The organism is Ralstonia sp. SET104 (genome assembly GCF_003851545.1).
In the GTDB taxonomy this organism is placed as follows: domain Bacteria; phylum Pseudomonadota; class Gammaproteobacteria; order Burkholderiales; family Burkholderiaceae; genus Ralstonia.
Window position 1 is genome coordinate 34549 of the sequence record NZ_BHVX01000024.1, and the last position, 14227, is coordinate 48775.

17 protein-coding genes are annotated in these 14227 nt (G+C 64.7%); 4 read left to right on the forward strand and 13 right to left on the reverse strand.

The window, feature by feature from the left end; translation table 11 throughout:
- Positions 1 to 160 precede the first annotated feature (160 nt).
- On the forward strand, positions 161 to 409 hold the full coding sequence (locus PSUB009319_RS21325; RefSeq protein ID WP_124384173.1) for a hypothetical protein: 249 nt from the start codon (positions 161 to 163) through the stop codon (positions 407 to 409).
- A 45-nt stretch (positions 410 to 454) separates the two neighbouring features.
- On the opposite strand, the gene PSUB009319_RS21330 is transcribed toward PSUB009319_RS21325, so the two are convergent.
- The 9 genes from PSUB009319_RS21330 to rpe all read right to left on the reverse strand — a co-directional run bounded on the left by PSUB009319_RS21330 (position 455) and on the right by rpe (position 8232).
- A complete protein-coding gene (locus PSUB009319_RS21330) occupies positions 455 to 1246 on the reverse strand; it encodes a uracil-DNA glycosylase (RefSeq protein ID WP_124384174.1) in 792 nt (263 codons plus the stop codon).
- The gene (locus PSUB009319_RS21335; protein WP_124384175.1) at positions 1243 to 1905 is read right to left on the reverse strand and encodes a CYTH domain-containing protein; all 663 of its coding nucleotides are present in this window, start codon (positions 1903 to 1905) and stop codon (positions 1243 to 1245) included. The genes PSUB009319_RS21330 and PSUB009319_RS21335 overlap by 4 nt, the downstream gene beginning before the upstream one ends.
- Positions 1906 to 1917: 12 nt before the next feature.
- A complete protein-coding gene (gene trpC, locus PSUB009319_RS21340) occupies positions 1918 to 2721 on the reverse strand; it encodes an indole-3-glycerol phosphate synthase TrpC (RefSeq protein WP_124384176.1) in 804 nt (267 codons plus the stop codon).
- Positions 2722 to 2734: 13 nt separating this feature from the next.
- Positions 2735 to 3772 (reverse strand): anthranilate phosphoribosyltransferase, encoded by a 1038-nt coding sequence (gene trpD / locus PSUB009319_RS21345; RefSeq protein WP_124384177.1) that lies wholly within the window; start codon positions 3770 to 3772, stop codon positions 2735 to 2737.
- Positions 3773 to 3785: 13 nt separating this feature from the next.
- Positions 3786 to 4226 carry a lysozyme inhibitor LprI family protein gene (locus tag PSUB009319_RS21350; protein ID WP_124384178.1) on the reverse strand — a complete coding sequence of 147 codons (441 nt, stop codon included), beginning with the start codon at positions 4224 to 4226 and terminating at the stop codon, positions 3786 to 3788.
- Positions 4226 to 4795 (reverse strand): aminodeoxychorismate/anthranilate synthase component II, encoded by a 570-nt coding sequence (locus PSUB009319_RS21355; RefSeq protein WP_039598864.1) that lies wholly within the window; start codon positions 4793 to 4795, stop codon positions 4226 to 4228. The genes PSUB009319_RS21350 and PSUB009319_RS21355 overlap by 1 nt, the downstream gene beginning before the upstream one ends.
- Positions 4796 to 4811: 16 nt before the next feature.
- The gene (gene trpE, locus PSUB009319_RS21360; RefSeq protein ID WP_124384179.1) at positions 4812 to 6353 is read right to left on the reverse strand and encodes an anthranilate synthase component I; all 1542 of its coding nucleotides are present in this window, start codon (positions 6351 to 6353) and stop codon (positions 4812 to 4814) included.
- Positions 6354 to 6745: 392 nt separating this feature from the next.
- Entirely contained in the window at positions 6746 to 7495 is a 750-nt protein-coding gene (locus PSUB009319_RS21365; protein WP_185453521.1) for a phosphoglycolate phosphatase, read from the reverse strand.
- Between the two features lie 11 nt (positions 7496 to 7506).
- Complete coding sequence (gene rpe, locus PSUB009319_RS21370) at positions 7507 to 8232, reverse strand: ribulose-phosphate 3-epimerase (protein ID WP_124384181.1); 726 nt, start codon at positions 8230 to 8232, stop codon at positions 7507 to 7509.
- 143 nt (positions 8233 to 8375) lie between these two features.
- On the opposite strand from rpe, the gene apaG reads away from it, so the two are divergent.
- Positions 8376 to 8750 (forward strand): Co2+/Mg2+ efflux protein ApaG, encoded by a 375-nt coding sequence (gene apaG, locus PSUB009319_RS21375; RefSeq protein WP_124384182.1) that lies wholly within the window; start codon positions 8376 to 8378, stop codon positions 8748 to 8750.
- On the opposite strand, the gene PSUB009319_RS21380 is transcribed toward apaG, so the two are convergent.
- The gene (locus PSUB009319_RS21380; RefSeq protein WP_124384183.1) at positions 8751 to 8993 is read right to left on the reverse strand and encodes a hypothetical protein; all 243 of its coding nucleotides are present in this window, start codon (positions 8991 to 8993) and stop codon (positions 8751 to 8753) included.
- A gap of 86 nt (positions 8994 to 9079) precedes the next feature.
- On the opposite strand from PSUB009319_RS21380, the gene PSUB009319_RS21385 reads away from it, so the two are divergent.
- Complete coding sequence (locus PSUB009319_RS21385) at positions 9080 to 10222, forward strand: murein transglycosylase A (protein ID WP_124384184.1); 1143 nt, start codon at positions 9080 to 9082, stop codon at positions 10220 to 10222.
- A 14-nt stretch (positions 10223 to 10236) separates the two neighbouring features.
- Here PSUB009319_RS21385 and paaK read toward each other — a convergent pair whose 3' ends face one another.
- The 3 genes from paaK to paaG all read right to left on the reverse strand — a co-directional run bounded on the left by paaK (position 10237) and on the right by paaG (position 13015).
- Positions 10237 to 11541, reverse strand: coding sequence for a phenylacetate--CoA ligase PaaK (paaK, locus tag PSUB009319_RS21390; RefSeq protein ID WP_124384185.1), 1305 nt, complete (start codon positions 11539 to 11541; stop codon positions 10237 to 10239).
- Positions 11542 to 11754: 213 nt separating this feature from the next.
- Entirely contained in the window at positions 11755 to 12216 is a 462-nt protein-coding gene (paaI, locus tag PSUB009319_RS21395) for a hydroxyphenylacetyl-CoA thioesterase PaaI (RefSeq protein ID WP_124384186.1), read from the reverse strand.
- A gap of 10 nt (positions 12217 to 12226) precedes the next feature.
- The gene (paaG, locus tag PSUB009319_RS21400; protein WP_124384187.1) at positions 12227 to 13015 is read right to left on the reverse strand and encodes a 2-(1,2-epoxy-1,2-dihydrophenyl)acetyl-CoA isomerase PaaG; all 789 of its coding nucleotides are present in this window, start codon (positions 13013 to 13015) and stop codon (positions 12227 to 12229) included.
- 201 nt (positions 13016 to 13216) lie between these two features.
- Between paaG and PSUB009319_RS21410 the strand changes: the two genes are divergently transcribed.
- Complete coding sequence (locus PSUB009319_RS21410) at positions 13217 to 13993, forward strand: enoyl-CoA hydratase (RefSeq protein WP_124384188.1); 777 nt, start codon at positions 13217 to 13219, stop codon at positions 13991 to 13993.
- The last annotated feature ends 234 nt before the right edge of the window (positions 13994 to 14227 follow it).

Consider the following 14227-nt stretch of genomic DNA (forward strand, 5'->3'; position numbering starts at 1 on the left):
AATTTCTCGTGGCCGCTCTCCCTTATGGGCGAGCCTGGCAGGGACGGCTTCGGCCGTATCGAGAGTTGTATCTCGGGTTCGAAAACTTGCCTGTGCTCGCCCACCCGCCTTCTTACTGTTGCGGGTGGCGCGTTTCCTCAACCTTGACGGAGACCACGCCATGACAGACCCCAGCACCTCCCCCGATGTTGGCCGTTTTCAGGCTCACGCCGATTTATTCGACCGGCTATCCAAGCTGCGGACCTTGCTGAGCATGCTCCACGCGGGTGGGTTTGAGCATTTCAGAGGATTGGAAGAAGTTCGCCAAGCCGAATATCTCTGGACCTGCCTCGACTACGCCGAGAGCGCATTCAAGGCGCTGACGATCTGGGACGGTATGGCAACGCAGGAAGAAGCGGTTTCCCACTGACGCTGCAGTTTTTTGGGGATGGGGCAGTGGCGCGTCGGCGAGCGCTCAGCGTGCTTGCGGCTTCAGCCAGTCGATGGTTGGTTGGCTTTGCGCCACCAGCCAGTCATTGGCCGCCCTGAAATGCCCGCACCCAAGGAACCCGCGATGCGCCGACAGCGGCGACGGATGCGGCGCTTCCAGCACCAGATGCCCCTCCGGCAACAGCGCGCGCTTGGCCTGCGCATGACTGCCCCACAGCATGAACACGCGCTTGTGGCCAACGCGCGCCAGATGTTCCAGCAGGCAATCGGTGATGCGTTCCCAGCCGCGCTTGGCGTGGCTGGCAGCCTGGCCTTGTTCGACGGTAAGCACGGTGTTGAGCAGCAGCACCCCTTGCTGCGACCAGCCTTCCAGGTTGCCCGACGTGCCCGGCAGCTTCTGGCCAAACTCGGCTTCGATTTCCTTGTAGATGTTGCGCAGGCTCGGCGGCACGCGAATACCGGCCGGCACCGAGAACGCCAGCCCGTGCGCCTGCGGAATCTCGCGGCCATCGACCGAGCCTGTGCCGTGGTACGGGTCCTGCCCGAGGATGACCACACGCACGTCGTCCACCGGCGTCAGGTGCAGCGCACGGAACACATCGGTCGGGAAGATCGGCTTGCCCGCTGCACGCTCGCCATCAACGAAAGCACACAACTCGGGCCAGTTGGCTTGCGCGATGCAGGGCGTGAGGAGGGTTTTCCAATCCGCAGGCAGGGCATCGAACTGCTTGGCGAGCGGGATGAAATCACCGGCGGGTGTTTCAGCAGCCGGTTCGTCGAAGAGGGCGGCTTGTGCCGGGTTGGCGCGGCGGCTCATGCCTGGCCTCCGGTGGCGTTCGCGCGCAGTTGATAACCGCGCTGCGCCTTGCTGATATCAAGCGGTGCGAGTCCGGGCACGGCGGCACGCAGCGTCTGCGTCCAGGCGTGCAGGCGCTCGGCGATCGTGTCTTCGCTGAGCGTGCTGTCGGCGGCCGGCTTCCACTCCAGTTCCAGCTCGTCGATAGGCTCGCGCGCGTTGGTGCCGGGGACGAGGATGGCGCCGGCATCCAGCGCGATCTCAATCTCACCGCCATCGGCTGCCACGTGCCAGAGGCGGCGCGTGAAGTCGGTGCGGAACAGCGGGGCGAGGCGATCGGCGTGCGGGCGCACATAATCTGCGGCTTCCGTCGCGTTGTTGGCGGCAAAGGCATCGACCGACAGCGCATCGCTTTGCAGCGGCACTTCCCATTCGTGGCGGGCGGACAGGCCACCCTGACCGCCGTTGCCGGCGGTCTTGAGTGTCTGCAGCCATTGCTCGCCCTGGCAACGTACGCGCAGGGCGGCGCGACTGTGCGCCAGTGCCTGGTCCGGTGTGTCGTAATAGACGTTGGCAAGCTCGACGCTGCCCGCCGGTTGCGCGTGCTGGTCTAGCCAGCCGACCAGCGCTTCGTGCGCGCCGGCCGGTACGGCCAGCTTCAGTTCAATTTCGCGGGCCATTGCGTTCGGTGCTCAGGCAAACAGGCGGGCCAGTTCGGCCCCCGGGTCATCCGCGCGCATGAAGGCTTCGCCGACGAGGAAAGCGTTGACGGCGGCGGCGCGCATCTTGCGCACGTCGTCCTGCACGAGGATGCCCGACTCGGTCACGACGATGCGGTCGTCCGGCATGTGCTTGAGCAGGCCGATCGTGGTGTCGAGCGAGGTTTCGAACGTGCGCAGGTTGCGGTTGTTCACGCCCACCAGCGGCGTTTGCAGGCGCAGGGCGCGGTCCAGCTCATGACCGTCGTGCACTTCCACCAGCACGTCCATGCCGAGTTCAAGCGCGCAGGCTTCGAGTTCGATCATCAGCCCCTGGTCCAGCGCGGCGACGATCAGCAGGATGCAGTCCGCACCCCACGAACGCGCCTCGTACACCTGATACAGATCGACCATGAAATCCTTGCGCAGCACCGGCAGCGTGCAGGCGGCGCGGGCTTCGCGCAGGTAGTCGGCATGGCCTTGGAAGAACTGCTCGTCGGTCAGGACGGAGAGGCACGCGGCGCCGTGCTCGGCATAGCTGCGGGCGATGTCGGCGGGCTTGAAGTTGGGGCGCAGCACGCCCTTGGACGGCGAGGCCTTCTTCACCTCGGCGATGACGGCGGCGTGGCCGGCGGCAATCTTGTCGCGCACGGCCTGGGCAAAGCCACGGGGGCCGAGGGCGCTGTCGTTGCGGTTGGCTTCGGCCTCGGCGCGCACGCTGGACAGATCACGGTGCTTGCGCGCGGCGGCCACTTCTTCGGCCTTCACGGCCAGGATTTTCTGCAGGATGTCGGACATGACGTGAACAGCCTTAGGCTTTGAACTGATTGGTGACGCGCACGAGTTCGTCGAGCTTGGCGCGCGCCGCGCCGGAAGCGATGGCCTCGCGCGCCAGCTTCATGCCGTCGCCGATGGAACCGGCAATGTTGGCCGCATACAGCGCCGCGCCCGCGTTGAGCGAGACGATCTCGCGCGGCGTGCCGGGCTTGTTTTCCAGTGCGTCGATCAGCATGGCCTTGGATTCTTCCGCGTCGGCCACTTTCAGGCTGCGGTTGGAGATCATCTGCAGCCCGAAGTCTTCGGGGTGGATTTCGTACTCGGTCACGACGCCGTCTTTCAGCTCGCCGACCTGCGTGGCGGCGCCCAGCGACACCTCGTCCATGCCGTCCTTGCCGTAGACCACCACGGCGTGTTTCGCGCCCAGGCGTTGCATCACACGCACCTGGATGCCGACGAGGTCGGGGTGGAACACGCCCATCAAAATGTTCGGCGCACCGGCCGGGTTGGTCAGCGGCCCGAGGATGTTGAAGATCGTGCGCACGCCCAGCTCCTTGCGGATCGGCGCGACGTTCTTCATGGCCGGGTGGTGGTTGGGCGCAAACATGAAGCCGATGCCCGCCGTCTCGATGGATTCGGCTACCTGCTCGGGCGTGAGCATGATGTTCACGCCCAGCGCTTCGAGCACATCGGCGCTGCCCGACTTGGAGCTGACGCCGCGCCCGCCGTGCTTGGCGATGCGTGCGCCGGCTGCCGCCGCCACGAACATCGACGCGGTGGAAATGTTGAACGTGTTGGCACCGTCGCCGCCCGTGCCGACGATGTCGACAAAGTGATCGGACACCTCAGCCGGCACTTCAACCTTGGTGGCGAACTCGCGCATCACGGTGGCAGCGGCCGCGATTTCGCCGATGGTCTCTTTTTTGACGCGCAGCCCCATGGTCAAGGCCGACGCCATGACGGGCGACATCTCACCGCGCATGATCAGCCGCATCAGGTGCAGCATTTCGTCGTGGAAAATTTCTCGGTGCTCGATACAGCGAACGAGCGCTTCTTGCGGAGTGATGGGCATGGTCGTTCCGTATTCAGTTGGGTGCCGCGGGTGCTGCGGCCGGGGTCGCCGGTGCTGCAGCCTCGCGCAGGGCGCCGATGCGCTCACGTGAGAGATCGGCATCGCACGCGGCTTCTGCCAGATCGGCATCGGGCGTGTTGCGAGCCAGGCGGCGTTGCAGGTCGCATTCGGCCTGCCGATAGAGTTGGTGTGCGCGCACCGTGCGGTCGAAGGCCATGGCGGCGCCTTTATCCGTGCCGTTTTTGGCGGCGATGCGGGCGCGCAGTGCGATGCGGCGTGCCGATTCAGCGGAGGCCAGCTCGGCTTGCGCCGCCTTGCGTGCGGCCTGCACGCAGTGGGCGACATCGCGGGCTTCGGGCTGAGCGGCGCGGCAGGCTTGCAGCGTACCGGCCATCGCCGGCAAGGACGCTGCCATCGCCATCATCGCCAACGCAATGGCGCGTGTGCGGCGCATCACACGCGTTCCTTCAGGAAGTTGCCGAGCAGCGCGTGGCCGTGTTCCGACAGGATCGATTCCGGGTGGAACTGCACGCCTTCCACCGGCAGCGTCTTGTGGCGCACGCCCATGATTTCGCCGTCTGCCGTCCAGGCGGTCACTTCCAGGCAGTCGGGCAGCGTTTCGCGCTCGATCGCCAGCGAGTGGTAGCGCGTCACCTTGAAGTGGCGCGGCAGGTTGGCGAACACGCCCACGCCAGTGTTTTCAATGGTGTCGACCTTGCCATGCATCACCTTCTGCGCGCGGATCACGCGGCCGCCAAACGCATCGGCAATCGCTTGGTGCCCCAGGCACACACCCAGGATGGGCACGCGCCCTGCAAAGTGCTTGAGCGCCGGCACGAGAATGCCCGCTTCCGTCGGCGTGCACGGCCCCGGCGACAGGCAGATGCGTTCCGGGTTCAGCTTCTCGATCTCTTCGATCGTGATTTCGTCGTTGCGAACCGTGCGGACATCCTGCCCCAGCTCGCCGAAATACTGGACGATGTTGTAGGTAAAGGAGTCGTAGTTATCGAGCATCAAAAGCATGTTGGGCTCCTTAACCTTAGAAATCGGCGTCGAGGCCGTCTTGCACTTGCTCGGCGGCACGCAGCACGGCGCGGGCCTTGTGTTCGGTCTCTCTCCATTCGGCATCCGGGTCCGAATCCGCAACAACACCAGCGGCGGCCTGCACGTAGAGGTTGCCGTCCTTGATGATGCCGGTGCGGATGGCGATCGCCAGATCCATCTCGCCCGAGAACGAGAGATAGCCCACCGCACCACCGTAGATGCCGCGCTTGACCGGCTCCAGCTCGTCGATGATCTCCATCGCGCGCACCTTGGGCGCGCCCGACAGCGTGCCCGCCGGGAAAGTCGCGCGCAGCACGTCCATGTTGGTCATGCCGGGCTTCAGGCGGCCTTCGACCGAGCTGACGATGTGCTGCACGTGTGAATATTTCTCGATGACCATCTGGTCCGTCACCTTGACGGAGCCGATCTCGGCAATGCGGCCAATGTCGTTGCGCGCCAGGTCGATCAGCATGACGTGCTCGGCGATTTCCTTCGGGTCGTTGAGCAGCTCGGTGGCGAGTTCGGCGTCGCGCTCGGGCGTGCTGCCGCGCGGGCGGGTGCCTGCCAGCGGGCGGATCGTCACGATGCGGGCGGATTCGTCGGCGCCGTTGCCGTTACCGTTGTTGCTTTCGCCAGTCGGCACGCGGCGCTCTTCCTGGCGCACCAGGATTTCCGGCGAGGCCCCAACGATCTGTATATCGCCGAAGTTGTAGAAGTACATATACGGCGACGGATTCAGCGAGCGCAGCGCGCGATACAAAGACAGCGGCGCATCGCGGAAAGGTTTGACCAGGCGCTGGCCGATCTGCACCTGCATCATGTCGCCGGCGGCGATGTACTCCTTGGCCTTGAGCACGGCGGTGATGTAATCGGCCTTGTCGAATTCACGGATGGTGTCGGTGCGCACCGATGCAGACGTCACCGGCACATCCACCGGCTGGTGCAGCTTGGTGCGCAGCGCGCGCAGGCGCTGCTTGGCGCGCGAGTACGCCTCGGGCTTGGACGGATCGGCGTAGACGATCAGGTAGAGCTTGCCCGAGAGGTTATCGATCACGGCCAGCTCTTCGCACAGCATGAGCTGGATGTCGGGCAGTTGCAGGTCGTCGGGCGGGGTGGTTTCAGCCAGGCGTGGCTCGATGAAGCGCACGGCGTCGTAGCCGAAGTAGCCTGCCAAGCCGCCGCAGAAGCGCGGCAGGCCCGGGCGCAGTGCCACTTTCTGGCGGCGTTCGAACGCGGCGATGAAGTCCAGCGGGTTGCCTTCGTGCGTCTCCACCACCTTGCCGTCGGTCACGACTTCCGTGTGATTGCCCTTCACGCGCAGCAGCGTGTGCGCGTGCAGGCCGATGAACGAGTAGCGCCCGAAGCGCTCGCCGCCCACCACCGATTCCAACAGGAACGTGTGCGTGCCGCGGTCGTGCGACTGCGCCAGCTTCAGGTACAGCGAGAGCGGCGTCTCCAGGTCGGCCAGCGCCTCGGCAATCAGCGGAATGCGGTTGTAGCCCTGGTCGGCCAGCGATTTGAATTCGAGTTCGGTCATGAGCGGTCAGGTCGATTTGCCGGGCGGGCGGCATCAAGCCCACCGGCATGCGTTCGCTCCACGGCAAACGCAGTTGCGCCGTCGGAACGTTAGCAGAACATCAGGGATGGGAACGCGAAAAACCGTGCGGTCCCGCAAGGGTCGTCCGCAAGCCAATGCTGTGGCCAACGGAAGACCGGCGGGCGGTCAGCGTTTGGGGCAGGAGACGTGAGGGTGGGTTGGGCGGCGCGCTCGTGACGCGCCAGGTGACGAAACCGAAGCCAAAACCGAGGAAGAACGATCAGCAGCCGTGCAAACGCTTACGCCCGGACGAGGGCGTGCCAGGGCCGCCAGGGCCAAGCCCCCCGGTCACCACCAGCGTCGACGCGTTTGCGATTCAGGAACATGGATCGTCAGTTGGAAGCGGCAGAGATTGTGTTGTGTGGCTCGGCCGAAGTTCGCACATTCGGCTGAATCAGCTGCGCTGCCGCAAAAAGTGTGTCGACTATAGCATCGGCTCCCGCGTGCTGTATAGGTTGGCCGTGGTTGTAGCCATACGGCACCGCCAGTACGCGCATGCCGGCGGCGCGGGCGGCGCGGGCGTCGTTTTCCGAGTCGCCAATAGCCACGATTTCTTCTGGCGTCACGCCAAATGCTTCCGCCACCCGCAGCATGGGGTACGGATCGGGCTTGCGGTACGGGAAGGCATCGCCGGGGTAGACGAGGTCGAAATAGTCGGCCAGGCCAAGTTGCGCCAGCAGCGGCTGCGTGAAATCGTGTGGCTTATTCGTCACACAAGCAAGGGCGAGGCCCATGTCGCGCAGCGCCGCCAGTCCTTCGCGCACGCCGTCATAGACGTTCACGTACTGGCCGTTGATGGCGATATAGGCGCGCTGATAAGCGTCCAGCGCCTCGGCAAAGCGGCTGTTGGCCTGCGCGGGCGGCAGGCGCGCGTCGAGCACGCGGCGCACGAGGTTTTCCGAGCCCTTGCCGACGTAGCTGACGACTTCGTCAATCGACATGTCCGGCCTACCCGACGCGATGCCGAGCGCTTCCAGCATCGCGTTGATGGCGGCGTGGAAGTCGCCCGCCGTGTCGACCATCGTCCCGTCCAGGTCGATGATGACAGCGCGGACGGGGCCCGCAGGTAGTACGTCTGACAAGGCGCCGGTCATCACAACAGGCTGGCCAGTGCCTGGCGCAGCGCGCCCACGGCGCCGCGATAGCCGCCGTCCGCATCGGGCTTGCCAAATACGGCCGAACCGGCGACGAAGGTGTCGGCGCCGGCCTTGGCGATCTCGGCGATGTTGTCTGCCTTCACGCCGCCGTCGATCTCCAGCAGGATCTTGCGGCCCGTCTTTTCCTGGTACGCGTCCAGCTTCTGGCGCACTGCGCGCAGCTTGTTCAGTGCTTCGGGAATGAACGACTGGCCGCCAAAGCCGGGGTTGACCGACATGATCAGCACCATGTCCAGGCGATCCATCACATGGTCCAGATAGTGCAGCGGCGTGGCCGGGTTGAATACCAGGCCGGCCTTGCAGCCGTTGTCACGAATCAGGGCCAACGAGCGGTCGATGTGCTCCGACGCTTCGGGGTGGAATGTGATGAGATCAGCGCCGGCACGGGCGAAGTCGGGAATGATGCGATCGACGGGGCTCACCATCAGGTGCACATCGATCGGCACCGGCTTGCCGTCCTTCTGCGCGTGCGGGCGGATGGCCTCGCATACCAGCGGGCCGACGGTTAGGTTCGGCACGTAGTGGTTGTCCATCACGTCAAAGTGGATCCAGTCGGCGCCGGATTCGAGCACGCGGCGCACTTCTTCGCCCAGGCGGGCAAAGTCGGCGGACAGGATGGACGGGGCAATGCGGAAACCGGACGGGTCGATGGCTGCGGACATGATGGGAGACGGATAAGGCGCGTGAACTTGCACGCGAATGCGCAAGGAAGGGCGCTATTTTAGCCGGATCAGTTGTCTGCCCGCGCCTTGCCGCTGCAGCGGCCATGCCGCACAATGGTCGCCAATTCTGATTGTGGATCGACATGCCGAGCTACGAACTCACCGTCCAGGTCCGGACGCGCTATCTGGCGGAACAATCCGAGCCGGAACAAAGCAACTTCGCCTTTGCCTACACCATCACCATCCGCAACACGGGTGACGTGCCCAGCCAACTGATCTCGCGCCACTGGGTGATTACCGATGCCGAAGAGCAGGTGCAGGAAGTCAGCGGCTTGGGCGTGGTCGGCCACCAGCCGCTGCTGCCGCCGGGCGAATCCTTCGAATATACGAGCTGGGCGACCATCAAGACACCCGTGGGCACGATGCGCGGCGAATACTTTTGCGTGGCTGAGGATGGTCACCGCTTTGAAGCGCCCATCCCGGAATTTGCGCTGGTAATGCCGCGCATGCTGCACTGATCAGGACGCGTCGGGCTTGGCCGGGTGCGAATCCTTTGGTGCGGCTTCGGTCGCGTCGGTCGATGCTGAAGGCGTGGCGGCCTCGCTCTGCCGCGACGGATGTCCGGGCGGCGCGCGCAGGGGGCGCGGGTGCTTCTTGGCACCCGACATCGTCCAGATCACGATGAAGATCAGCAGAAACAGCGCCACGCCGGCCTCCAGGCCGAACAGCATCATCGGATGGTTTTCAAAGAATTCGCTCATGGTCGAGGGCGAGAGGCGCGGAGTGAAGCGCAGATGCGGGGCATTGTAGCCAAGCCCGCAGCCGCACCGGACAGGATGGAACAGGCATGACAGCAGTAACCTCGGACGCATTGACACACGCCCGCACCCAGCCCAGCCGCCGATGGGCTGGGCTGGCTGCTGCCCTGGTTGTCGCATTGCTGGCAGCCTGCACGAGCGGGCCGCCGCCGCGCGTCGAAACGCCGCAACCGCCCAGTAGCACGCTGGGCGGGCACCTGGCCCCTGCCACCTGGGCCGATGTGTCCGGCTGGACGGCCGACGACCTCGCTTCGGCGTGGCCCGCGCTGCAGTCGAACTGTCAGGCGATGAAGCGTCGCACCGATTGGTCGCGCGCGTGCACCGCCGGCCTGATGGTGGACGCCGGTGACCCGATCGCCATGCGCGTCTTCTTTGAAGACAACTTCACGCCATATCGCGTGGTCAAGGACGACGGCACCGACAGCGGCCTGATCACCGGCTACTACGAACCGTTGCTACGCGGCTCGCGCACACGCCACGGCGTCTATCAAACGCCGCTATACCGCATGCCTGCCGCATGGCGCGGCAAGACGCTGCCGGCGCGCGCGCAGTTGATCCGCAGCCCTGCGTTGCAGGGTCAGGAGGTTGTTTGGGTGGACGACCCGGTCGAGGCGGCGTTTCTGCAGATCCAGGGTTCGGGCCAGGTCCAGCTGGAGGAGGGCGGCATCATGCGCCTGGGCGTGGGCGGCACCAACAACCAGCCTTTCCGCTCGTTCGCGCGCTGGCTGCTGGACACGGGCGAGATCACTCCTGCGCAGGCGACGATGCAAGGCATCAAGGCATGGACGCGCGCCAACCCCGGCCGCGTGGAAGAGATGCTCAATATCAACCCGCGCTACGTTTTCTTTGCCGAGATGCCTGGCAATACCGCGGGCCCGATCGGCAAGCTGGGCGTGCCGCTCACGGATGAACGCTCGATTGCCGTGGACCCAACGTACATCCCGCTCGGCTCGCCAGTGTTCCTGTCGACAACGAAGCCACTGTCGGCAGACCCGATCCAGAAGCTGGTGTTTGCGCAGGACGTGGGCTCGGCCATTCGCGGTGCCGTGCGGGCCGACTATTACTTCGGCCATGGCGATGCCGCCGGTGATCTGGCCGGACGGATGAAGCAGGCTGGCCGCCTGTGGGTGCTGGTGCCGAAGGGCGCCAGCGTTGGCGTCGCCACCCGCTGAAGAGAAAACGGGGGCTAGCCGCGCCGCAAATCCACCACGCGGCGCGCCTTGCCGACCGAGCGCTCGATCCCGCCGGTCGCCAGAATCTCAATCGCGGCCGTCACGCCGATCAACGACTTGATGTGGTGCGCCAATTGGCCGCTCGCCGATTTGGCTGTGTCCACCGAGGCGCCCAGCGCAGCTTCCACGCGCACTGTCAGCGTATCCAGCGGCCCTTCCTTGCGGAGCACGCACTGATAGTGCGGCGATAGCGCCGCGTGCTTCAGGATCAATTCCTCGATCTGCGACGGGAAGACGTTCACACCGCGCACGATCATCATGTCGTCGCAGCGGCCGGTAATTTTCTCCATGCGCCGCATGCCGGGGCGCGCCGTGCCGGGCAACAGGCGCGTCAGGTCACGCGTGCGGTAACGCACCACCGGCATGGCCTCCTTCGTCAACGACGTGAAGACCAGTTCGCCGAATTCTCCATCGGGCAGCACCTCGCCGGTGTCCGGGTCGATGATCTCCGGGTAGAAGTGGTCTTCCCAGATTGTCGGGCCGTCCTTGGTTTCGGCGCATTCGCTCGCTACGCCGGGGCCCATCACTTCCGATAGGCCATAGATGTCCACTGCAGAGAGCCCCATGCGGGTTTCGATGGCGACGCGCATCTCGGGCGTCCATGGCTCGGCACCGAAGATGCCGATCCGCAGGCTTGATGCGGCAGGGTCTATGCCCTGACGTTCAAACTCATCGGCAATTGCCAGCATGTAGCTGGGTGTGACCATGATGACCTGCGGCTGGAAATCACGGATCAACTGCACCTGCCGCTCCGTCTGCCCGCCCCCAAAGGGAATCACCGTCAACCCCGCACGTTCCGCGCCGTAGTGCGCGCCCAGGCCGCCGGTGAAGAGCCCATAGCCGTAGCTCACGTGGACTTTGTCGCCACGGCGCGCGCCCGCTGCCCGGATGGAGCGCGCCACCAGCGCTGCCCATGTATCGATATCTGCCAACGTGTAGCCGACTACCGTGGGTCTGCCTGTTGTGCCGGATGACGCATGGATACGCGCGATCCGCTCCTGCGGCACCGCAAACATGCCGAACGGATAGTTGTCGCGCAGATCGTTCTTTGTCGTGAACGGAAACTTCGCCAGATCGGAAAGCGAATGCAAATCGGCCGGATGCACGCCAGTCGCATCGAACTTGGCTCGATACGCCGGCACGTTTTCGTACGCGTGGGCGAGGCTGTGTTTCAGGCGTTCAAGCTGCAGCGCGAGGATGGCGTCGCGGCTGGCGGTCTCGATGGGGTCGAGCGGGAGGTCGGTCGAGCGGGGGCGCATGCGGGTCTCCTCGGGGCGCCGTCGTGCGAACCTGCTCACGATCCTATTGCGCGTCCCGATTTTGGCCCTCTGACGCTCACCGTACCCATGTACGGTTGCGCCGCACTTGACACATTCGGGGCCAACCTCGGGGCGCTCGCTACGGATCGTGAACAGGTTCTGAGGCGTCCTCTAATGGTGGTGCGGTCTTTGGGGTTCTATCTGGCGGACGAACTAAGGCTCTGGACTGTTGGGGTCAGGAATCACGTGGCCGCGAATCTGCGCAGACTTGCCGCGGAACATGGCGACCGTATCGCCGGCCTGGTTGATGACGCGTACGTCGTACACACCGTGCCGGCCAGATAGCACTTGCTCGGTCGCTTCGGCGGCGAGCACATCGCCGGCATGTGCCGGCCGCAGGAATTCAACGCTGCAGCCAGCCGCCACGGTGTTGTGGTTATGGCTGTTGCATGCAAAGGCGAAGGCGGAATCCGCTAACGTAAAAATCAGCCCGCCATGACAGGTGCGGTGCCCGTTGAGGAATTCGGGTCGCACGGGCATCGACAGCCGGGCATAGCCGGGTGCAACCGCCTCCACGCGCATACCGAGCCAGCGGGTGCAGGCGTCGGCTTCGAACATGCTCTTGCAGGCGGCGTCTGCCAGTGCCTGCGCATCGTGGAGGGCGGTCTCGGTCATGCAGATTCCTCTATTCGCCGGTGAAATGGGCCACGCGCTTGTTGAGAAAGGCGTCCACGCCCTCGGCGTAGTCGCGCGAGTTGCCCAGCTCGCGTTGCAGGTCGCGCTCCAGATCCAACTGCGCGTCGAGCGACTGTGTGGGCGCTGCATGCATCGCGCGTTTGATGGCGGCCAATGCCCGGGTCGGTTGCTTGGCCAGGTGGTCAGCCATGCAATTCACCTCGGTCATCAGAATCTTGGCATCGTGATAGACGCCCCAGATCAGGCCCCAGGCCAACGCGGTCTTGGCGTCGAGCTTCTCGCCCAGCATCGCCAGTCCCATCGCTCGCGCCACGCCGATGCGCTGCGGCAGAAACCACGTGCCGCCCGAATCCGGCAGCAGCCCGATCTTCACGAAGGCTTGCAGGAAGCAGGCGTTCTCGGCAGCCATCACGATGTCGCACGCCAGCGCCAGATTTGCACCGGCGCCGGCGGCCACGCCATTCACCGCGGCAATTACCGGCAACGGCATGGCACGCAAACGGCGCACCAGCGGGTTGAATTGCTCGTCGATGAGTTGGCCGAGATCGGTCATCTGCCCAGGCGTGACGTTGAGTTCAGAGAGATCCTGCCCCGCGCAGAAGCCGCGTCCGGCGCCGGTCAGGATCAGTGCCCGCGCTCGCTGGTGTTCCACCTTGTCCAACGCCTCGCGCAGTTCACGGTGCATGCCGGCCGTGAAGCTGTTGAGCTGGTCGGGCCGGTTCAGCGTGATGGTTGCCACGTGATCGTGCCAGTCGAGCAGAATGGTCGGGCTGGTCATCTTGTCTCCTCCTCGGTCTGAACCGATTCATGATCCTGCTGCGCAGCCCGATCTTGCCCCTGCGATGCTCGCGGTACCTACGTACGGCTGCGCTTGTCGGGGCAACCTCGCACTGCTCGTTGCGGATCCTGAGCCAGTTCGCAGATTGATTAACCGACCGGTTGGTCGGCTAATATTACATCCATTCCAACTGGAGCTTCCATGTCCTACGAAAACATTCTGGTCGAAACGCGCGGTCGTGTCGGTCTTATTACGCTTAACCGCCCGAAGGCGCTGAATGCGCTTAACGATGCGCTCATGGATGAACTGGGCGCAGCGCTGCTCGCCTTCGACGCCGACGCCAACATTGGCGCCATCGTCGTCACCGGCAGCGAAAAGGCGTTCGCCGCCGGAGCGGACATCGGCGCCATGGCGGACTACGACTTCGCCACCGTCTATAAGAACGAGTACATCACGCGCAACTGGGAAACCATCCGCCGCATCCGCAAGCCGGTGATCGCCGCTGTGGCCGGCTACGCGCTGGGCGGCGGCTGCGAATTGGCCATGATGTGCGACATCATTCTGGCGGCAGATACTGCCAAGTTCGGCCAGCCTGAAGTCAAGCTCGGCACCATGCCCGGCGCTGGTGGCACGCAGCGCCTGCCGCGCGCCGTCTCCAAGGCCAAAGCCATGGACCTCTGCCTGACCGCCCGCATGATGGGCGCCGAAGAAGCCGAGCGCGCCGGCCTTGTCTCGCGCGTCATTCCCGCCGATAGGCTGCTCGCCGAAGCCATCCAAGCCGCAGACGCCATCGCCAGCTTCTCGCTGCCCGTGGTCATGATGATCAAGGAGTCGATCAACGCCGCCTACGAAACCTCGCTCACCGAGGGCGTGCATCTGGAGCGCCGCCTATTCCACTCCACGTTCGCCACAGAAGATCAGAAAGAAGGCATGCGCGCCTTCGTAGAGAAGCGTGCGCCGGCGTTCAAACATCAATAACCGCAGGCTGGCGGGGTGATCTCCGGAATACCCGAGTAACAATCTCGGGTATATCTGGCGCCGTTCTGCGATTGTTTTAGGCCCCTAATCCCAGGCCCCGCCTGGGCTGGTGGGCATTCTTCACGAACTCGTCATCAACCCGTCACGACAAAGGTGTTGCCAACCTCCGCGAACCCGCCTAATATTCGCCCCTCGCTGCACAACGCAGCGCCGAAACGCAGGTTGCGGCGGCGG